Source organism: Dyella silvae (assembly GCF_026421305.1).
GTDB classification, from domain to species: Bacteria; Pseudomonadota; Gammaproteobacteria; order Xanthomonadales; family Rhodanobacteraceae; genus Dyella; species Dyella silvae.
In genome coordinates this window covers 1-19199 of the sequence record NZ_JAPJBQ010000013.1, presented here as the reverse complement: position 1 = coordinate 19199, position 19199 = coordinate 1, and the positions used below count along the sequence as shown (strand labels likewise).

The following is a 19199-nucleotide window of genomic DNA, read 5'->3' as shown; positions in this document are numbered from 1 at the left end:
ATGAACACCATGGCGCTTATTGCAGAGAACCTCGTCAGCCGGCTTGCGTGGACCTCGGTGCAGGCCGCATTGCTTGTCGGTCTCGTGTGGCTGGCTGCCCGGCAGTTGCCGCGGCTGAGCGCCGCCACGCGCTCGCTCCTGTGGTGGTTGCTCGGCGTGCAATTGCTGCTGGGGCTGCTGATGCCCACGCCGGTATCGCTGCCGCTGTTGTCGCCTTCACCGGCGCACGTCATGGCCGCGCCATCCACGCAGCCTATGACGCCTGCATTGACGGCACCCAGCGAACACCGCATCGACGGATTCAACGCGTCGGTGGCCGCCGCGCCGAATGCCCTTGCCAATACCGCGTTGCACGGGACGTCCGTACAGAACGAAAGTGCGGTGTCGTTCCACTGGCAGACCGTGCTGTTGTCACTGTGGCTGGCCGGCGTACTCGTTCACCTGGTCATCGCCGTACGACAGTCGCGCGAAGCACGAGCCATCGTGCGCGCTTCGCAACCGCTCGATGACCCCGCATTGCAGGCTGCGTGCGCCGCCCAGGCTCGCGCCCTCGGCCTGCGCCGCTGTCCGTCGCTGCGCGTATCGCACGACATCGACTCGCCACAAGTGAGCGGCTTGTGGCGCCCCACGGTGCTGTTGCCTGCCCGCCATACGCTGTCGCCAGAGGATTCCGCGCTGGCATTGGCCCATGAGCTGACCCATCTCCGTCGTGGCGATCTGTGGATGGGCTGGATACCGGCGATCGCGCAGCGGATGTTCTTCTTCCACCCGCTGGTGCGCTGGGCGATGCGCGAGTACGCGCTCCATCGCGAGGCCGCCTGTGATGCGCAGGTAGTGCAGCAGAACCACACCGCGCCACAAGCCTATGGACGACTGCTGCTGCGCCTTGGCGTGGCGCATCCACCGCATGCCGGTCTTGCCGGCGCATCTCCCACGTTTCACAACCTGAGGCGACGACTCACCATGCTGCAACTCAGTCAGCAAGACACCACTTCGCCCACGCGCAGCTGGCTGCTCGTGGCCCTGGTCGCGGCGATCGGCGTGTTGCCCTATCGCGTCACGCAAGCAACACCCGACCAGCCTGCCGCGCAACCGGCCGCTTCGTCCTCGGCAGCCACGGCACCCGCGACGCGCACGACCACGACCACGTCAACGACGTCCACCGCATTGCCTGCTGTACCGCCGGTGCCGCCCGTGCCGAAGGCACCCCCGGTGCCCATGACGCCGGCAGTCCCGCCTGCGCCACCCGCGCCGCCGGCGCCGCCCGCCCCCGCTGATGCCTCCGGCTTCTCCGCTCGCCACGTGCACATCGATACCCACAGTGATGAGGGATACGGGTTTGCGCTGCTCGATCGCGATTCGGTCACGGTCAATGGCACGGAAGGTGACCTGCAGGCTGCGGAACATCTGCGCAAGAACGGAGAACCGCTGGTGTTGTTCCGTCGCGGCAGTCAGTCCTACGTGATCCAGGACCAGGCCTATGTCGCTCGTGCCAGGACCGCGTACGCGCCAGTCACAGCGCTTGCCCAGGAGCAAGGCAAGCTCGGCGGCGAGCAAGGCCGGCTGGGTGGTCAGCAAGGCGCTATTGGCGCTCGCGAAGGTGCGCTGGGCATGCGGCAGGCAGCTATCGCTCAGCGCGAAGCATCGCTCGATATGCGGGAAAGCCTGGGCAAGTCGGGCGACGCCAGTGTTGGTGAGCGCGCCGGCATCAAGGCGGAAACGGCGGAGATCGAACGCGAACGCGCCGAACTCGAGCGCCAGCAAGAAGCTCTGGGACGCCAGCAGGAGGCGCTCGGCAAGCAACAGGAAGCACTGGGCCGCCGCCAGCAAGAGGCCACCGCCAAGGCGAACGATCAGATGACCAGGTTGCTGGATGAGGCGCTGGCGAAAGGTGTGGCGCAGCCTTTGAGCAAGCGCTGAGGCTCTGCGAGCTCTTTCAATACTGAGTGGACCAGCTAATACCTCACCGTCATCCCCGCGAAGGCGGGGATCCAGTGCCTTTAAGACGCTGAGGGAAACCGAAAGTCGCTGGATCCCCGCCTTCGCGGGGATGACGGTGAGGGTCTAATGCAGGTATGCGGTGCGCGTGTGCGAAATCGCATACCTGCCAAGCGGGCGGAAGATATGGTTAAACCTCAATCCTTCGGCGGCTTCATCGCGTACTCCTTCGGAGGCGTGTCGCCCGCAAGGTTCCGCACGAAGTAATCCCAGCGCTTGCGCATCATGTAGTTCACGGCGCTGCCGTAGGCGTGGTGCGCGTTGGGAATCATCAGCAGATCGAAGTCCTTGTTGGCCTTGATCAGCGCGTCCACCACCAGCAGCGTTTCGTACGGCGGCACGTTGTCGTCCATGGTGCCGTGCGCCAGCAGCAGGTGGCCTTTGAGGTTGGCTGCGAAGCTCTGGTTGGCCTGATCGTCGTAGTTGCTCTTGCCGTCCTTGTCCGTCACCAGCAGACCCTGCCACTTCTCGGCCCAGTCGTCTTCGTAGTTGCGGTTGTCGTGGTTGCCGCTTTCGGCGATGCCGACTTTGAAGAAGTCCGGGTACCGGAACATGGCGGCCGCGGTGGCGTTGCCGCCGCCGGAATGGCCCCACATGCCCACACGCTCCATGTCGATCCATGGGTAGCGCTTGCCCAGCTCCTTCAGGCCTGCCACCTGATCGGGCAGCGTGTTGTCGCCGATGTTGCCGTAGTAGGCATCATGAAACGCCTTGGAGCGCCAGGGCGTGCCCATGCCATCGATGGCCACGACGATGAAGCCCAACTCGGCCAGCGCCTGATGATCGCTGCGGGTGGGGTTGAAGCTGCGCGAGCCCACCGAACCCGTCTGCGGGCCAGGATAGACGTAGTCGACGATCGGGTACTTTTTGGCAGGATCGAAATGCGTCGGCTTGAACATCAGGCCGTACAGATCTGTTTTGCCGTCGCGCCCCTTTACCGTGAACGACTGAGGCGGCTGCCAGCCCGCCGCCAGCAGACGGCTGATGTCCGCCTTGGCAATGGTGCCCATCACGTGACCGTCATCCGAACTGCGCAGCACGGTCACCGCCGGCGTGGCCGGGGTGGAATAGGCGTCGGCAAACAGACGTCCATCCGGCGACAGCGTAATGGTGTGGTCCGCGGGTTCCGGCGCCAGCAGCGCGGGTGCGCCACCGTCCATGCTGACTTTGTAGAACTGCTGGTAATACGGATCGACGCCGCGTTCGCGGCCTACGCCACGAAACCACAGCGTGCGCGACTTGCGATCCACGCGCAGCACTTCGGTGACGTTGCCCTCGCCCGTGGTGATAGCGCGCTTGAGCTTGCCGCTGTCCAGGTCATACAGGTACAGGTTGCCCCAGTTGGTGCGTTCACTGAACCACACCACTTCGTGGCTCTCCGGCAGGTACTGCCAGTTGACCCTGCCGTTGCCGCTTTCGTAATACGTCGGCACGCTTTCGTTGAACACCGTGCGTACGTCGCCAGTGCGCGGATCAGCAACGCGGAACCAAGCCTGCTTGTGGTCGCGCGACGACGACACAAAAGCCAGCGAGCTGGCGTCCGGCGCCCACTGCACGTCGTCCCAGCCGCCATCGCGGCCGCAGCTGATGTCGTCGCACAGCGTGGAACGATGCTGATCGGGCTCCATCTTCAGGCGAACCACCTTGCGGCTGGCGGCATCGACAATGACGCGCTCGATCATCGTCACGTTCTTGTCGCCCACCAGCGGGTACTTCCACTTCTCCACTTTCGGCTGGCCGACGTTGGTGCCCACCAGCACCATATCGCTGGTCTTGCGCTGATCCTGCTGGAAGGTGGCGATCTGCCTGGAGTCCGGCGACCACACAAGGATGGCCTTGTTGGAATGCTTCCAGCCCGCGTTGTCGGTGGCGTAGCCGTAGTTTTCCACACCGTCGATGGTCAGCTGGGTCTCCTTGCCGGTGGCTACGTCGCGCACCCACAGATTCCAGTCGCGCACAAAGGCTTCGCTGCGCTTGTCCGGCGAGAGAACGACCGGCTCGTTGCCCACGCCTTCCACGTTTTCGTCGCGGCTCTTGCTGCAGGCGCCTTCGGCTTTCGTGTCGCACAGGTAGCGCTTGCCTTTCAGGGTGACGTCGAGGCGTCCGTCTGCGGCTACGGCGAAGCTGGTGATGCCCAGCGTGTCGGCACTTACGGGCTTACCCAGCGCCTTGCTCAGCGCGGCGGCAAGTTGGGCATGATCAAAAGCCGGCGCCGTCTTGCCGGTGACGGCATCGAAGCGCACAAAGTGGTCGCCTTTGGCGTCGTGGTCGCGATACCAGAAGTGGTCATTGTCCAGCCAGATCACCGACTGCACGGCGTGATCCACCAGCGGCGTGGTGTTGTAGCCCGCGAAACGTTCGGCGCGCGCGTAATCATCGTGGGTCAGCGTGCGGCCTTCGGCGGCCACGCCGGCCGACAGCATGCTCATCACCATCGCGCCCAGCAGGCGCGCGCCGTGTGCCTTCAAAATCATGTGTTCTCCCCAGTGGACAGCTCATGGTGGGCGTCACACTGGACGCCCCGATCAACGCTTGATCCTAGCGCTGCTTATACCAAGGAACGCCTGCCATGAGTCCCGTCCTCAGGCGAATTTCATCAGGACCACGCCCGCCGTGATCAGCACCAGCCCCAGCCAGCCCGAACGGCGCAAATGCTCGCCGAACATGGTGATGCCAAGCACGGTGGTTGCGATCAGGCCGACGCCACCCCATACGCCGTAGGCCACCGACAACTGGATGCCCTCGATGGTGTAGCTCAGGGCCGTGAATGCCGCCAGCGCGCAGACGATGGCTGCCACCGCGGGGCCCTTGTAGGTGAAGCCATGCGAGCGCTTCATCAGCACGTTGGCGGCAACTTCCAGCACGATCGCGATGGACAGGTAGAGCAGATGAATCGGCTGGAAGTCAGGCAGCATGCGTGCGCTCCGCCGGAGCCTCGTCCGTGCCACGCTCCAGCAACAGGATGCCGGCAATGATCAGCACCATGGCGATCAGCTTGACCGGCGTCAGCGCCTCGGCGAACAGCCATGCGCTGCACAGCGTAATCAGCACCAGCCCCAGGCTCTCCCACGCGCCATAGGCCACCGCGAGCGGGATTCGCTTCACCGCCAGCGCCAGGTTGGTGTAGGACAACACCAGCATCACGTACATCACGCTCATACCCATCGTATGGGCCTGGTGATGCAATCCGTATTTCATCGCCAATGTACCGATGACTTCGGTGACAATAGCCGCGGCCATGAAGAGCCAGTAGCGCATGCCGTTCTCCTTGCTGCGCGCATGAGTGCCCCATCCTACCTTTTTCCCCGACTGAACACGCCCATGACCCTATCGTCCGACACCACGTCACTGCCTGAAGCCCGCATGCTTGAGATGGTGTTTCCCGATCACACCAACCATCTCGGCACGCTGTTCGGCGGGCAGGCACTGGCATGGATGGACAAGGCCGCCTTCATCGTCGCGTCACGCCATGCACGCCGCACGGTGGTCACGGCGCGCTCCGAAGAAGTGAATTTCCGCGTGCCCGTACGCAAGGGGCAGCTGGCGGAACTGGTGGCGCGCATCGTGCACGTCGGTCACAGCTCGATGACGGTGGAAGTGGAGCTCACGGCAGAAGATCCGCTTACCGGCGACCGCCGCGTCTGCACCACCGGCCGTTTCGTGATGGTGGCACTCGATTCCAATGGCGCGCCGGCGACCGTGCCGCCGCTGCCTGCGGCAGGTGCCTGATCGCTGCGAAAGTCTGATTGCGACCTCTGTCTTTAATAGCTCGTCATTCCCGCGAAGGCGGGAATGACGAGCAAAAGCGCGCGTCTCGCCACGATTGACCACCCTTGACGCCGGCACCAGCGCACGCCCACGCTCTACAGGTCCTCACCCGGAGTCCCCGCGATGCCTGCCCAGTTCACCGTGATCGGCAACTATGTCTCGCCCTATGTTCGCAAGGTGCTGGTGTGCATGGACCTCAAGGGGCTGTCGTACGAGATCGACCCCATCGCGCCTTTCATTGGCGATGAACGCTTCACCAAACTGAGCCCGCTGCGCCGCATCCCCGTGCTGATCGAGGGCGACATGGTGCTCAACGACTCGTCCGTGATTTGCCAGTATCTGGAAGATCGCTTTCCCACGCCCGCGCTCTATCCCACCGACATCACCGATCGCGCGCGGGCGCGCTGGCTGGAGGAGTACTGCGATACGCATCTGGCCAGCGTACTGGTGTGGAAGCTGTTCTATCAGAAGGCGATCCGCCGCCACGTGTTTGGCGAAACCACGGACGAGGACATTGTGGCCAAGGCACGCGAGGAAGAGATTCCCGCCGCGCTCGATTACCTCGAAAGCCAGTTGCCGCCTGCAGGCTATGTGTTCGGTGAGCTGTCGATTGCGGATATCAGCATGACGGCGTACTTCCGCACGGCGTCCTTCGTGCGCTATGCCATCGATGCGCAACGCTGGCCGCGCCTGGCGGCATTGGTGGAGAAAGTGCAGGCCCTGCCCGCTTTTCAGAAGCTAGCCACGCTGGAAGAGGCCATGTTGCGCATGCCTTTGATGGAGCAACGCGCCGCACTGGCCGCCGCCGGCGCGCCACTGACCTCGTGGACCATGGGCACGCAGCCGCCGCGCAAGGGTTTTGAGCGCATGGAGTAATGGCGATGCATAGGGGCTGCGCCCCGATGCATGGTCTCAGCGCAGATGCAGCCAGTGCAGATGCACGCCATTGGCGCGATCTTCGGCGCGAAACCCTTCGCGACTCTCGGCCACGATGCCCCACACGGTACGCAGGGTTTCGCCCTGCGGTTCGTCCACGCGCAAGTGCTCGCCCAGGGGAATGGCAAAACGGGTTTCCAGCATCATCACCTGATCGCGCTCCCAGATCAGCAGCGCAGGCTGGCCGGTCGTAGCGCCCCAGCCCAGATGAACCTGTACGTCCTTGGGGACGTAGGTGCCGCGGTTGTCGAGCTTCCAGTGCTCAGACTTGCGCAACAGTGCTTGCAGGCGTGGATCGCTCCAGTCCACGCGGCTCCCCTTGATGTTCGGCTTGTGAGCAGTCATTGCATCCCATCGGGCGTCCGCCATGGGCAGATGGCGGGTATGCCCGGTTATCGGCGCAACGCCGGCTAACTTGAGGCTGACGCCCCGGCGCCTCAGCTACGGCCGGGATGGGTTTTCAGCGGATGGTCGAGCCCGCCCACCGTGCGCAGCATCAGTTGCTGCACGGAGGCCATATGACCCGCCAGCGGCACCACTTCGTCTCGCAGCCAACGCAACCACGGCGGGCGCCCTCGCACCAGACGGGTGATCGCGCCAATGCGACGCACCACCGCTTTATGCACGGCATGACGCAGCACGCCGTAATCGTGAAGGCGGGAAAGATCACCAGCCAGCGCGTCAGCCGCGCAGTCGGCGTACACGTAGGCGTCTTCGATGCCCAGATTCATGCCACGCGCGCCGATAGGTGAATGGATATGCGCCGCGTCGCCACCAAGTGCGACGCGACCCAGCGCGGCCTGTGAAGCCACGCGATGGCCGATATGGAACTGCGACTGCCATGCCACGCTGCCCAGCGTGCCGTAACGACGCAGGGTGGCGAGCGGATCGGCGGTATTGGCGATCACCCGCCACGTGTCGCCTTTCAGTCGCAGCGTGAAGATGAAACCGTCGGACAAGAACAGCACGTGCGCATGCCATGGATCGAGCGACGTATACATGTCGATATCCCACAGCGACCAGGGTTCCGGCAGATGTCTGCCGCCAAACGTCAGCCCCAACGCTTCGCGCGTGGCGCTGCGTGCGCCATCGGCGCCGAAGAGCAACGAGACCTGCGCCTGCTCGATCTCGCCGTCGGCATGCCGCAGGGTGGCGGTGACATGCGACGCATCCTGCGTCAGCGTTTGCAGGGAAACGCCACGCTCCACCGGCACGCCCTGCGCCAGCAAGGCCTCGGCGAGCAAGGCCTCGGTACGCGCCTGCGGCAGCGCCGTCATGGCCTGGGGCGCCCCGTGCGCGTCAGGAAGATTCATTACCAGCACCTCGCGATCTCCCGCGCGCAGACAGGCGCCCTGGACAGCCCAGCCTTCCGCAACGATGCGATCGGATACGCCGGTATCGTGCAGCACCTCGAGCGTGCGCCGGTTCACCGCCAGCGCTCTGGAATACATCGAGGCTTGCGGCAGTACGTCGACAATGCGCACCGCCACGCCACGGCGTGCGAGAAACAGCGCTGCCGCCAGACCCGTTGGCCCGGCGCCCACAATCAGCACGGACGGTTGCGTCGGCTCCATCGCTGTCCTCCGAAGGCGGCGGCACAGTTTGGCGCCTGCGGACGTTTGGCTGACGTCAACGCGGCGCTAACCGGGGTACGGCCTAGGCCATCAGGCATGCCGGTCTGGGACTGTCGCCGCAGCAGCCGCCCGGCGATACTCCGCGGAGAACCCTGTCGGAGGCTTACCTATGCGCGCCCCGTTTGTCGTGTTCGCTTTGTGTCTCGCACTTCCCTGTTTCGCTGACACCCCTGCTCCCACGCCCGTCGAACAACTGGCCAAGCCACCGGCCAACGCGCAGCGTTTCACCATCCTCTCCTCAGCCGGCAAACACGGCCACTCAGAGCGCTGGGTCGCCGCCGATGGCACGCGCATGGGTCGCGAGAGCCTGCTGCTGCGTGGCATGGTGACCGAGGTGGACAGCCGGGCCACGCTTGGCCGCGACGGCATGCTGGAAAACGTCGTGATTCGAGGCCGCACGCCCCGTGGCAATGCGGGCGAGACCTTCGCGGTGCTGGGCGGCAAAGCCAGTTGGAAAAGCCCGGTGGACGCGGGCTCTGCGAGCTACGGTTCGCCTGCGGAATACGTGCCGTTCGGCGGCCCGATGAGCCTCACCGCGGACATGTTCGAAGCCTTGCTGGCCGCGCCCGACATGACGCTTGCCCTGCTTCCCGGCGGCAAGGCCCATGCCCAAAAGCTGGTGACCGTCACCGTTGGCGAAGGCGCCGCGAAGAAAGAGGTTACCGCCTATGCGGTCAGCGGCCTCAACAACACGCCGGTGCCCGTGTGGGCAGATGCAAAAGGTCATTTCTTCGGCTTCGTCGACGGCCTGACCTGGTTGCCGGAAGGTTACGAATCGGCGGAGCCCGCACTGAACAAAGCGCAGATGGTCGCCATGGCCGAGCATGCCAAGGCCATTGTCCCGCTCTTGCAGAAGACACCTACCGGCCCGGTCGCCTTCGCCCATGTGCGCGCCTTCGTCGACGGCACGCATTTCGTCGATGACCAGACGGTGGTGGTAGAGAACGGCGTGATCACGCAGGTTGGCCCAGCCGCCACCGCGACCTTGCCGAAGAACGCGCAGGTCATCGACGGTACCGGCAAGACGCTGGTGCCCGGCCTGTGGGATGCCCACCAGCATGTCGCCGACGATGCGAGCGGCCCCATGCTGCTATCGCTCGGCATCACCTCCGCACGCGATCCCGGCAACGACGATGCGCAAACACTGTCGCGCGCACGGCGCCGTGCGAAAGGCGAGCTGCTGTTGCCGCACGTCTATCCGTCCGTGCTGATCGACGGCAAAGGACCCAACACAGCGCAACAGGCCAGCGTCGCCACCTCGCAAGAACAAGCCATTCAGATTGTGGACAAGGCGAAAGCCGACGGCTTCACCGCCATCAAGATCTACGGCAGCTTCAATCCGGCCTGGGTGCCCGCCACCGCCGCCGAAGCGCACAAGGTTGGCTTGCATGTGCACGGCCACCTGCCGGCGGGCATGCGTACCATGGACGCGATCAACGCCGGCTATGACGAGATCACGCACATCTACTTCGTGATGATGCAGGCCATGCCGGACTCGGTGGTGAATGTCTCCAACGGCATCGCACGCTTCGAAGGACCCGGCCGCTACGCGCGCAATGTCGCCCTGGACGGGGAGCCGATGAAGTCGTTGATCGCGACGATGGCACAACGTCACATCACTTCCGACCCCACCCTGGTGGTTGCCGAGGTCCTCTTTGTCCCAGAGGACGGCGATCTGTCACCGGCCTATGCCCCGTTCGTAGGCACCCTTCCGCCCTCGGTGGAACGCGGATTTCGCCAGGGCGGTTTCGCCGTGCCCAAAGACCTTACCCGCGCCGACTACCGCGCCAGCTTCGCCAAACTGCAGGCGCTGGTAGGTGCGATGCACAAGGCCGGCGTGCCGATCGTGGCCGGCACCGACGGCAATGGCATGGAGCTGGTGCGCGAACTGGAACTCTATGTGCAGGCGGGCTTCACCAACGCCGAGGCGCTCGCCAGCGCCACCATCGCCCCCGCGCATCTGGTCGGCGTCGACGCGCACACCGGCAGCATCGCGACCGGCAAGGCGGCGGATCTCGTACTGGTGGATGGCAACCCCGCAGTGAACATCGGCGACTTGCGGCATACCGACGTAGTGATGATGGACGGCAAGCTGATGGACGCCAACGCGCTGCGCACCGAGGGCGGCATCAGCCATCGGCCAGCCTGGGAAGAGTGAGGCTCGCTCAGGGCAACCCGCGCAACAGCTCAGCCATCCAGTCGACAAACACACGCAACCGCAGCGGCAATTGCCGCTGCGATGAGTACAGGGCAGTCAACGGCAACGTCGGCGGCGGCATGGTGGGCAGCAACTCCACGAGCTGTCCCCCGGCCAATGCATCGGCCATGCGATAGCGCGGAAACTGCGCAATGCCCAGACCGGCCTCGCAACAACTGAGATAAGCCTCGGTGCCGCTCACCGTGACCTGCGAGGGCAGCATCACCTCACGCAGGCGGCGCCCCACCATGAATTCCAGTGGCGTGGTGCGGCGCGTGGTAGGTGAGGCCCAGTTCACCGCGATATGCCCGTTTTGCAAATCGGCCAGCGTCTGCGGCATGCCATGCCGGCGCACATAGTCCGCGCTGGCTACCGTGATTTGCGACATGTTGGCCACGCGGCGCCCGATCATGCTGGAGTCGGACAGCTCGCCCGCACGCAACACGCAATCCACGCCCTCCTGCACCAGATCGACGAAACGGTCGCTGGTGCCGATATCCAGCTCGATCTGCGGATAGCGTGCGAAGAAATCCGGCAAGGCCGGCACCACCACGCTGCGCGCCAGCGAAGACGCCAGGTCGATGCGCAGCTTGCCCTTGGGCAGCACGGCGGCTTCGCGGAAATCCGCTTCCACCGAATCGAGATCGGCCAGCAGGCGCACGCAATGGTTGTAGTACACCTCGCCGTCGCGAGTGGGCCGCACGCTGCGCGTGGTTCGCTGCAGCAGGTGCGCGCCCAGGCGTTCTTCCAGCCGTTTGATGGTGTGGGTGAGGGTGGCGCGCGGCAGGTCGAGGTCATCGGCAGCGCGGGTGAAGCTGCCCAGCTCGACAATGCGCGTGAACACCCGCATGGCTTGCAGACGGTCCATCGGGGCCTCGGCAGATTGTTGGCGATTTCAACAACAGATATGGCGATTATTGAGTATTTATCGCCCGCCCGCCAAGGCGAACAATGCGCGCCATGCCTCTCCCACTCACCAAGGACATACCCATGCAGAAGCGACAGCTCGGTCAGCACGGCCCCCTCGTCTCCGCCCTCGGCCTCGGCTGCATGGGCATGAGCGATTTCTACGGCAGCCGCGACGATGCCGAATCCATCGCCACCATCCACCACGCGCTGGAACGCGGCATCAACCTGCTCGATACCGCCGATATGTACGGCCCGCATACCAACGAGATGCTGGTAGGCAAGGCCATCCGCGACCGCCGCGACCAGGCCTTTGTCGCCACCAAGTTCGGCATCGTTCGCGACCCAAGCAACCCGACCGCACGCGGCGTCAACGGCAGCCCGGAATACGTGCGCGCGGCTTGCGACGGCAGCCTGAAGCGGCTGGGCCTCGACCATATCGACCTGTACTACCAGCATCGCGTCGACACCCAGGTGCCGATCGAGGAAACCGTGGGCGCCATGGCCGATCTGGTGAAGGCCGGCAAGGTGCGTTATCTCGGCTTGTCCGAAGCCTCCGCCGCCACGCTGGAGCGCGCCAGCAAGGTGCATCCCATCACCGCGCTGCAGGTGGAGTTTTCGCTGTGGACACGCGACCCGCAGGAGAACGGCATGCTCGAAGCCTGCCGCAAGCTCGGCACCTCGCTGGTGGCCTACTCCCCGCTCGGCCGCGGCTTCCTGACGGGCGCGCTTGCCAGCCCCGATGACTTCGAGGCCGATGACTACCGCCGCCAGTCGCCGCGCTTCCAGGGCGAGAACTTCTTCCGCAATCTTGAGCTGGTGGAAAAAGTGAAGGCGCTGGCCGCCGACAAAGGCTGCACGCCCGCGCAGCTGGCGCTGGCCTGGGTGCTGGCGCAGGGCAAGGACGTGGTGGCCATCCCCGGCACCAAGCGCCGCGACCGTCTGGATGAAAACCTCGGCGCACTCGCAGTGTCACTGAGCGCTGGCGAGCTGGCCGCGATCGATGCGGTGTTCCCACCCGAAGCGATTGCCGGTACCCGCTACACCGAGGCCGGCATGCACATGGTCAACGTGTGATCCACCTGTACCGCGCGGCCCCGAACAAGGCCGCGCGTTGCGCTTCCTAGCACACCTCAATCAGCGTGGCCCGTGGACGCGTGGGGCTGGTCGAGGTACCTGCCAGTCATCCGGCCACGCGCCTGTATGGCACCGACAACCAGCTAGTGCTCAGCGCCAAGCGTTACAACACGAACCACTGGTGATTCAGGGGCTGGGTGCGGGGCCTGAGGTGACGGCGCAGGCGATGTTGGGGGATGTGCTGGCGCTGGCGTGACGCCTGAGGTTTCTCGAGTCGCGCACAGAGCGCGTTCCCACAAGGGATCGACCCACTCTGTGGGAGCGCGCCCTGTGTGCGACTCAGCTCATCGAATCGTCCAAAGAAAAACGCCCGGCTCATCACCACGCGTTTTTTTCGTTTCAATCGTTGGATATACAGGTCAGCCGTGCACGTGCGGGTTGGCTTCCGCCACTTCCACCAACGTTGTGCGCCAGCCGGACTTCACACCCCAACTGACCCGTGGCGCTATCCCCTGCCATTGAAGTCGCCTTAACTGACAGGCGATGTCGGTCAATGACGCTACCGAAAAGGCGAGCCGTGCCTAACCTTGTCAGGTCGAACTCACGTAGCCCTCCCCATTCCGCGTCTATTGACAGCGGTGGCGGGCATAAGCGACCTCGGTATGGACTCGGCCTACTACGCCCTCATCTTCAACTTCCTTACCCACAAGATCGAGCGCTTCGCCATCGACACGATGGGCCGAGCCATCGATGGGGTGACCAGCGTTGCCTTCATCCTCGTCACGCTGTGGGTGTTCATTCGCGGCTACGCCATGGTCACCGGCCAATTGCGTGCGCCGATGATGGACACAGTCACGCGCCTGATCAAAATCGCCCTGATCGTCACCGCCGCCAAAGCCATGTCGTTCGGCGGCGTCGATCTGTACAACGTGCTGTACAAACAACTGCCGCGCGAGGTCAACCAGATCATGGCCGGGTCGGACGCCTCACCCGTCCAACAGATCGACAAGAACCTGCTGCTGATCTCCGTCGCCACCAGCGCTATCGACATGGTGCAAGTGCCCAGCGGTGATATCGCGCTGGCCGACGCAAAGGCACACACCACCATGATGGCCACCTTTGGTATTGGCGCCCCCGCCATGGCCGCCGGCGCCATGCTGCTGCTCTACCAACTGGCCATCGCCCTGATCGTGGGGCTCGCGCCGCTGTTCCTCCTGTGTCTGGCGTTTGATCGCACCAAAGACTTGTTCCGACGATGGCTGATGTACGCCATCGGCACGGTGTTCTCCATGGCCACCTTGAACTGGGTCAGCTCCATCGCGTTAGACCTGACCACACGGGTGGCAGCGGCGCTATGGACCACCGACGCGCTCAGCCGCATGACGGGCTTGGATGCCCAAGGCTTCAGCACCATGGCCTTTCAGCAAGGTGGCGTGGGCTTGCTGATGACCGTGCTGATCATCTCCACCCCGCCCATGGCCGCGATGCTCTTTGGTGGTGTAATGGGTAACTTCAACCCATTTCCTGGGTTCGGTAGTGCGGGCAGTGGCCGCTCGCGTCGTGCGCCGGGTGGCGGCGAAACACCCGCGCCTCACTATCAACCGTCCGCCGCACCATCGCAGACTACGACAGCGCCACTCTTTCCTCATCGACTCACCGGCATGGCATCGTCCGCTCAGGCGGATGTGATCAAGCCCGTCGACCCCTCCCGTAACTTCGCGTCACTGGATGACATCGCCATGGCGCGAGCGGCTTATGGCGATCCGAGGTTTTGGACAGCCCAGGTGGGGCCACCCGCACTGGGTACCGCTGCAGCCATCAACACTGATGGCTCTACGTCGCCATTGCAGTTCAGCGAGCAAGGCATCGGTATGCTAAAGCGAGCGGAGGGTTCGATGCACTTAGCTCCTTATGACGATCAAACGGGGTTGAATATTGACCATTGGGTGCCAGGCGCCACCATAGGTTATGGCCATCTAATCACTCAGGATCAGTGGCCCCAATTTTCATCGGGAATTACCGAGGATCAGGGGAATGCGCTCTTCGTATCCGATTTACAGCCATTCATAGATACCGTGAACGCGAGCTTGACTCGAGGAGCAAGTCAAAGTCAGTTCGATGCCCTAGTGATACTTTGCTTCAATATCGGGCCGGGAGCATTTCGGCAGTCATCTGCATTGCAGATGATCAATGATCCGCAAGCGAGCACACCTTACACATCTGTAGATGAGGCGTGGCGTGCCTGGAATAGATCTCAAGGCCGCGTCAATCGCGGCCTTGAAAACAGGCGAAACGCTGAGCTTGACCTATTCAACAACGGAAACTACGGAGAATGAGTATGAAGTCGCTTTCACTATGGCTAGTACTCTGCCTTGCCGCGCTTGTTTCAACTCCGGCGTTCGCGAGGTACCAGAGGTTACTCTCTACCCCGGCGCGCATCGTAATTGTTCTGGTCTTGTGCGATGAAGGCGAGATTGATTGCCCGGATGTGCTCTATGTCGGTGTGGATAGAGCGTCGGGGGAGGTTACTCAGCTAAAGGGCGCCGACTGGGTTCGCCGCTGCCCGCGCCAGAATGAGCCGTGTCAGCATATCGGATTCAAATTCTCTTCAAAAAGTAGCGACTACTACATTACCGACAACGGAACGCTCACTATTCAGTCAACCCGTGGTGAGCAACTGGCGAGCGAGCACGGGAAATGGGTTGATATCTAGTGTTTTATTGGGTGGTTCAACAAGGCCACGTGAGACGGCACCTGGGTAACCCCAGTACCCATGACCTACCTCAATAGTCGCCACGCTTGAGAGGCCAGGGCATTTGAAGATTTATCGCATGACAACCCTCAGAATTAACCATTTGCTACGCAACCTCTATGGGCTTCTGGTGGTGTTGGCTCTGGTTGCGCCTTTATGTATTTCATCATGCCACGCACAAACGGTCACGTCGTTGCCATCGTACGCAACGCTCCAAACTGTGGCGCGCATTGATGACGACAAAGATATTCAGCACAAACTCCAGCTGTTGCTTGGTGCCGACTATCAGCCCTTCGTGAGTAACTTTGACGTCTGGGGAGAACCAAGAAGGCTCCTTGGTGGAGGCCTGCTTGTCGAGGGGTGGTTGCGCGACCTTTACCTCTATGAGGCATCCGTCTTTGCCATATACCCTGATGGACGAATTTATGCGGCACGCGCGGACGTAGCAGACAAAAGTGGCGGAGCCGATGGGACCATCCGCTACTACTCCAATGATGTGGCATTCGGAACGGTCGTGCACCCGGCCCTGGCTCCTTGGATCGCTCGCTTTCGCGGCGCAACGACGGTCTTTCCCGGCTATGCAGGCGGACCGTAGGTTGCACATTCCGTACAGGAATCTTGCTGACGGCCCAATGTGAAGAATTGGCGGTGCCGTCCCCACAGCGGCCAAAGTTTCCTCTCCGCGATTCAAGGCCTATGCCCAGCACCAAAACAGGGGGTCAGAGTCGTCTTTCCTTGCTTGACGGTGCGCAGGGCGGGACAAAGTGCAGTCTGACCCCTGTTTTGGCACTCAATGGGTATCGGATTTTAAACAAAGGGATATGTGGTCAGGTCCGGTCTATCGTTCAAATCAGCCTGACTATGAGATCTATCGCGCGGCGGAACAGTAATGAAAATACGGCATACCAAGAGTCATCCGCTCAAGGCCTTTCTTGTCGTTGCAATGCTGCTTGCCGTGATAATCATCGGTCGGTCGGCTTCAGCTCAGACTTCCTCTCCCGAAGCTTTCGTGAGAGGCGTTTATGCACACTACAAGGCCGGGGGCACACCGATTTCCTTGATAAGTCCAGATGCCGGCAAGGTAGCGACGACCAACCTGCTGGAAGCCATTAAGCGTGATGCGGAAGCGATGCACGGCGAAGCCGGTGTTTTGGATGCGGACCCTTTGTGCGAATGCCAAGACTTCGATCTTTCGCTCGAGAACATCCACATATCAATGCAAGATCAGAAGAATGCGTTAGCAACGGTTTCATTCATAAATCTTGGATCAAGGCGCACCTTACGCCTGAAGCTCGTAAAAACTAAGAGCGGGTGGCGAATCGATGATGTTTTGTCGCCGGACATGCCGAGCTTGCGAGAGGCCATGAAACAGGAAACTAACGTGTTCAGCCGCTAAGCCGCGAATAGGGGACGGAGGTAGTTAAATCGATAAAGTCTGATTCCGATCCATAACAGACCTTACGGGTGTGGCCTACATCGGGCGGCGGCCGCAAGGTGAGAAACTTCGGATCCTTGTTCAGACCATGCCGGCCCGCTGTTCAGCCCTCACCACCATCCGCATCAGGGCGGCGCGGTACGACGAAAAAGGGGTCGCGAAAAAGGGGTCAGAGTGCTTTTTTCTAAGGACTAGAAAAAACACTCTGACCCCTTTTCGCTATCTGGGCGACCTAACGCGAAGGAGCACTTGGCTCCTTTATGGCGAATTCGCGCCCGCGCCTTTCCCGCTCCAGATCGCACTGCACTTGCAGCAGCATCCAGTAGAGCGCGCTGGTGTTGAGTACCACGGCGAGCCGGATGGCGTCGTTGGCGCGCATGGGTACCTCGCCGATGATGAGTCGCCGCAGGCTGGTCACGGTAATGCCGGTGCGGCGGGCGAGAGCGGAAAGGGTCATGGCGCGGGGTTTCAGATAGTCGTCCCGCAGCACCTCGCCGGGGGTGCGCAGGCGCAGTGAAGGGTCCACCCGCAGCTGCGGGTCGGGGCGGATCAGATTCATCGGGTTTTCCGGTCAGGCACGGCAAGGCGACGCATCAGGGATGACATCGATGCGTGTCGGGGAATGTCCTGCGACGCTGTGCGTGATCGCCCAGGTGTGGCGCATCGATGGGTATCGACGCGCCACGGGGAACGATCACAGGACGGGGCTAAGCGTTCACTCTCAACGCCTCACCGTACCCATCCACCAGACGTTCAAGGCACTGGATAGCGGTGGCCACTGCAATGGCCACGGAGGCCGAAAGCGGCCATTCCAACGACTTGTGGGGAAACCCCTGGGCGTGGGCGTGCAGGCACTGCTCGTGATCGATGCGCAGACGCGTCAGGGCATAGGCAGCCAGGGCGAGGTCTTCGCGAGTGAACACGAGCTCAGGAGGGAGTGCCGACGCCGACCCCTTGAGGGTGTCGGGTGGAGGAGTGTGGGTGCTGCCGGCGGGAACGGGCAGGCGTGCGCGTGCCGTATGATCGTGGGTAGCCAAGATCAACTCCTAACGTTGGTTTTGGTCAGCGGGTCGTGAGTGCGCCAAACACTTACGACCCGCGCTTCATGACATCACTGCCATGGTCACTCGCGGCAACCGGTGAACAGACACCGCGAGCGACCCTTCGAGAGTACTCAGGGCCGCCATGGACCGCTGTAGGGGTTTGCCGCTACGCGCTACCCTTGTGTCAGCCGGCAAGCCGACTGAATGACCTGACGGCCGAACTTGGCTCACGGTTACGACCTGGGACCAAAAGGGACGGAGGCAGTTGAATCAGCTAACTACTTCCGTCCCCTGTTATTACCGCCTAGGTCCGCTTCCGACCCATAGCAGAGAGTTCGGATTTCTAAATCACGGCAACTCAGGCGTCATTGAATGATTCGAGCAGTCCTCAACTTCAACCCACCGCTTCTGCGTCAGGCTGTACGCGGCTTTTGGTGGCGGGTCACCGGCTTGCGCTTTTTCATCGCTTTGGCGGCGGTCGCTATCGGCCTCGTAGTGTCCATCCACGAAGGCGACACTTTCTGGGTGACGGGTGTGCTGAGTAGCGTTCTAGTGGCGGGGATTCTCTTTTCGGTCGCCCTGTACGTGGTCCACCACCGCAACACTTTTCAAAAGCTCAGGGATATGGGGAGCCCTCAGGCGACGCTCGAAGCTTCCGATAACACATTGTCGCTTTCGTCCGGCGCCGGTAGCGCATCAATCCCATGGGCAGCCGTTGTGGAGATATGGCAGCTAAAAGATTGCTGGCTGCTCCTGCTTTCTAAATCGCAGTTCTTCACTTTGCCGCTCGCAGACGTAACGCCCGAGTTGAAGGCTTTCATTCTTGCGAAGGTGCAAGTGTCCGGAGGTCGGGTTAGCTAAAAAATGTCCGCTTCCGACCCAAAACGGACAGTTCCATTGGAGGGGGAAATGGCGAATCGATTGCCGGCCAGACGGATCGCATACGAAAGGCCCCTGACCGGGGCACTCATACACCGAACCATGTCGAGCCTCTTCCCCCGTAGGAACGACTACGGGATTGGTTCGTTTGATGAGTTGGTCCCAGAGCTGACGGCGCTCGGGATTAGCAACGCCGGGGATTTCAAGCGCCTTATGACTCGCTATAGGCGTGCGCTTCTCAGTTTTGATCGAGCCCCGTTGTCAGAGTTCGAACGCCGCCTTGCTATCGACGACTATGGTGCGGCCTTCGTGTCGGATGCAACGAGACGCCAGTATTGGTTCGCTTACCCTGGCTTAGTACGCGCGGCGATAGAAATGCACTTCGGCGAAGATGCCGTACCATCTAACCGTGAGGAATAGGCGGCCATTGGAACGTCCGCTTTCGACTGCGACTTCAGCCGGTCATTGCAACACATTGCTGGAATCGTTCGGCCGGTGTTTCAAAGTTGAGTGTCTGTCTTGGACGCTCATTCAATTGCCGAGCCACGGCGTCGAGTTTAGCCTGCGAGTAACC

18 protein-coding genes and 2 pseudogenes are annotated in these 19199 nt (G+C 62.3%); 11 read left to right on the top strand and 9 right to left on the bottom strand.

Annotation, left to right across the window (positions count from 1 at the left end):
• Positions 1-1920, top strand: coding sequence for a M56 family metallopeptidase (locus tag OQE56_RS19405; RefSeq protein ID WP_267226634.1), 1920 nt, complete (start codon positions 1-3; stop codon positions 1918-1920).
• Positions 1921-2135: 215 nt separating this feature from the next.
• Here the strand turns inward: OQE56_RS19405 and OQE56_RS19400 are convergent, their stop codons facing one another.
• From OQE56_RS19400 to OQE56_RS19390, 3 genes are all read right to left on the bottom strand, one after another.
• On the bottom strand, positions 2136-4472 hold the full coding sequence (locus tag OQE56_RS19400) for a S9 family peptidase (protein ID WP_267226632.1): 2337 nt from the start codon (positions 4470-4472) through the stop codon (positions 2136-2138).
• Positions 4473-4580: 108 nt separating this feature from the next.
• Positions 4581-4913, bottom strand: a complete 333-nt coding sequence (gene mdtI, locus OQE56_RS19395; RefSeq protein WP_267226630.1) for a multidrug/spermidine efflux SMR transporter subunit MdtI — start codon at positions 4911-4913, stop codon at positions 4581-4583.
• A complete protein-coding gene (locus tag OQE56_RS19390; protein WP_267226628.1) occupies positions 4903-5256 on the bottom strand; it encodes an SMR family transporter in 354 nt (117 codons plus the stop codon). Before OQE56_RS19390 ends, mdtI begins: the two co-directional genes overlap by 11 nt.
• A gap of 63 nt (positions 5257-5319) precedes the next feature.
• On the opposite strand from OQE56_RS19390, the gene OQE56_RS19385 reads away from it, so the two are divergent.
• On the top strand, positions 5320-5727 hold the full coding sequence (locus OQE56_RS19385; protein WP_267226626.1) for an acyl-CoA thioesterase: 408 nt from the start codon (positions 5320-5322) through the stop codon (positions 5725-5727).
• 162 nt (positions 5728-5889) lie between these two features.
• Positions 5890-6642, top strand: a complete 753-nt coding sequence (locus OQE56_RS19380; RefSeq protein WP_267226624.1) for a glutathione S-transferase family protein — start codon at positions 5890-5892, stop codon at positions 6640-6642.
• Between the two features lie 36 nt (positions 6643-6678).
• On the opposite strand, the gene OQE56_RS19375 is transcribed toward OQE56_RS19380, so the two are convergent.
• Positions 6679-7047: a hypothetical protein gene (locus tag OQE56_RS19375; protein WP_267226622.1), complete on the bottom strand. Its 369-nt coding sequence runs from the start codon at positions 7045-7047 to the stop codon at positions 6679-6681.
• A gap of 92 nt (positions 7048-7139) precedes the next feature.
• Complete coding sequence (locus OQE56_RS19370) at positions 7140-8276, bottom strand: FAD-dependent oxidoreductase (RefSeq protein ID WP_267226620.1); 1137 nt, start codon at positions 8274-8276, stop codon at positions 7140-7142.
• 169 nt (positions 8277-8445) lie between these two features.
• Between OQE56_RS19370 and OQE56_RS19365 the strand changes: the two genes are divergently transcribed.
• The gene (locus OQE56_RS19365) at positions 8446-10494 is read left to right on the top strand and encodes an amidohydrolase family protein (protein ID WP_267226618.1); all 2049 of its coding nucleotides are present in this window, start codon (positions 8446-8448) and stop codon (positions 10492-10494) included.
• Positions 10495-10501: 7 nt separating this feature from the next.
• On the opposite strand, the gene OQE56_RS19360 is transcribed toward OQE56_RS19365, so the two are convergent.
• Positions 10502-11401 (bottom strand): LysR family transcriptional regulator, encoded by a 900-nt coding sequence (locus tag OQE56_RS19360; RefSeq protein WP_267226616.1) that lies wholly within the window; start codon positions 11399-11401, stop codon positions 10502-10504.
• 122 nt (positions 11402-11523) lie between these two features.
• On the opposite strand from OQE56_RS19360, the gene OQE56_RS19355 reads away from it, so the two are divergent.
• From OQE56_RS19355 to OQE56_RS19330, 6 genes and pseudogenes are all read left to right on the top strand, one after another.
• A complete protein-coding gene (locus OQE56_RS19355; RefSeq protein ID WP_267226614.1) occupies positions 11524-12516 on the top strand; it encodes an aldo/keto reductase in 993 nt (330 codons plus the stop codon).
• Between the two features lie 25 nt (positions 12517-12541).
• Positions 12542-12772 (top strand): annotated as a pseudogene (locus OQE56_RS19350) (homoserine dehydrogenase family protein); the annotation flags it as partial.
• Positions 12773-13154: 382 nt separating this feature from the next.
• Entirely contained in the window at positions 13155-14852 is a 1698-nt protein-coding gene (locus OQE56_RS19345; RefSeq protein ID WP_267226698.1) for a glycoside hydrolase family protein, read from the top strand.
• Between the two features lie 2 nt (positions 14853-14854).
• Entirely contained in the window at positions 14855-15229 is a 375-nt protein-coding gene (locus OQE56_RS19340) for a hypothetical protein (protein WP_267226612.1), read from the top strand.
• Between the two features lie 118 nt (positions 15230-15347).
• Entirely contained in the window at positions 15348-15863 is a 516-nt protein-coding gene (locus OQE56_RS19335) for a hypothetical protein (protein WP_267226611.1), read from the top strand.
• A gap of 294 nt (positions 15864-16157) precedes the next feature.
• A complete protein-coding gene (locus OQE56_RS19330) occupies positions 16158-16664 on the top strand; it encodes a DUF3828 domain-containing protein (protein WP_267226609.1) in 507 nt (168 codons plus the stop codon).
• A gap of 271 nt (positions 16665-16935) precedes the next feature.
• On the opposite strand, the gene OQE56_RS19325 is transcribed toward OQE56_RS19330, so the two are convergent.
• Together OQE56_RS19325 and OQE56_RS19320 are read right to left on the bottom strand one after the other, a co-directional pair.
• Positions 16936-17262, bottom strand: a complete 327-nt coding sequence (locus OQE56_RS19325) for a HigA family addiction module antitoxin (protein WP_267226608.1) — start codon at positions 17260-17262, stop codon at positions 16936-16938.
• Between the two features lie 148 nt (positions 17263-17410).
• Positions 17411-17740 (bottom strand): hypothetical protein, encoded by a 330-nt coding sequence (locus OQE56_RS19320; RefSeq protein ID WP_267226606.1) that lies wholly within the window; start codon positions 17738-17740, stop codon positions 17411-17413.
• 378 nt (positions 17741-18118) lie between these two features.
• Between OQE56_RS19320 and OQE56_RS19315 the strand changes: the two genes are divergently transcribed.
• Entirely contained in the window at positions 18119-18607 is a 489-nt protein-coding gene (locus OQE56_RS19315) for a YcxB family protein (RefSeq protein ID WP_267226605.1), read from the top strand.
• A gap of 472 nt (positions 18608-19079) precedes the next feature.
• Here OQE56_RS19315 and OQE56_RS19310 read toward each other — a convergent pair.
• Positions 19080-19199: pseudogene (locus OQE56_RS19310) on the bottom strand (IS30 family transposase); the annotation flags it as partial.

Excerpts from the sequence above, each read along its gene's own strand:
- OQE56_RS19405 (WP_267226634.1), top strand. The coding sequence starts at position 1 with ATGAACACCATGGCGCTTATTGCAGAGAACCTCGTCAGCCGGCTTGCG.
- OQE56_RS19400 (WP_267226632.1), bottom strand. The coding sequence starts at position 4,472 with ATGATTTTGAAGGCACACGGCGCGCGCCTGCTGGGCGCGATGGTGATG.
- mdtI (WP_267226630.1), bottom strand. The coding sequence starts at position 4,913 with ATGCTGCCTGACTTCCAGCCGATTCATCTGCTCTACCTGTCCATCGCG.
- OQE56_RS19390 (WP_267226628.1), bottom strand. The coding sequence starts at position 5,256 with ATGCGCTACTGGCTCTTCATGGCCGCGGCTATTGTCACCGAAGTCATC.
- OQE56_RS19385 (WP_267226626.1), top strand. The coding sequence starts at position 5,320 with ATGACCCTATCGTCCGACACCACGTCACTGCCTGAAGCCCGCATGCTT.
- OQE56_RS19380 (WP_267226624.1), top strand. The coding sequence starts at position 5,890 with ATGCCTGCCCAGTTCACCGTGATCGGCAACTATGTCTCGCCCTATGTT.
- OQE56_RS19375 (WP_267226622.1), bottom strand. The coding sequence starts at position 7,047 with ATGACTGCTCACAAGCCGAACATCAAGGGGAGCCGCGTGGACTGGAGC.
- OQE56_RS19370 (WP_267226620.1), bottom strand. The coding sequence starts at position 8,276 with ATGGAGCCGACGCAACCGTCCGTGCTGATTGTGGGCGCCGGGCCAACG.
- OQE56_RS19365 (WP_267226618.1), top strand. The coding sequence starts at position 8,446 with ATGCGCGCCCCGTTTGTCGTGTTCGCTTTGTGTCTCGCACTTCCCTGT.
- OQE56_RS19360 (WP_267226616.1), bottom strand. The coding sequence starts at position 11,401 with ATGGACCGTCTGCAAGCCATGCGGGTGTTCACGCGCATTGTCGAGCTG.
- OQE56_RS19355 (WP_267226614.1), top strand. The coding sequence starts at position 11,524 with ATGCAGAAGCGACAGCTCGGTCAGCACGGCCCCCTCGTCTCCGCCCTC.
- OQE56_RS19340 (WP_267226612.1), top strand. The coding sequence starts at position 14,855 with ATGAAGTCGCTTTCACTATGGCTAGTACTCTGCCTTGCCGCGCTTGTT.
- OQE56_RS19335 (WP_267226611.1), top strand. The coding sequence starts at position 15,348 with ATGACAACCCTCAGAATTAACCATTTGCTACGCAACCTCTATGGGCTT.
- OQE56_RS19330 (WP_267226609.1), top strand. The coding sequence starts at position 16,158 with ATGAAAATACGGCATACCAAGAGTCATCCGCTCAAGGCCTTTCTTGTC.
- OQE56_RS19325 (WP_267226608.1), bottom strand. The coding sequence starts at position 17,262 with ATGAATCTGATCCGCCCCGACCCGCAGCTGCGGGTGGACCCTTCACTG.
- OQE56_RS19315 (WP_267226605.1), top strand. The coding sequence starts at position 18,119 with ATGATTCGAGCAGTCCTCAACTTCAACCCACCGCTTCTGCGTCAGGCT.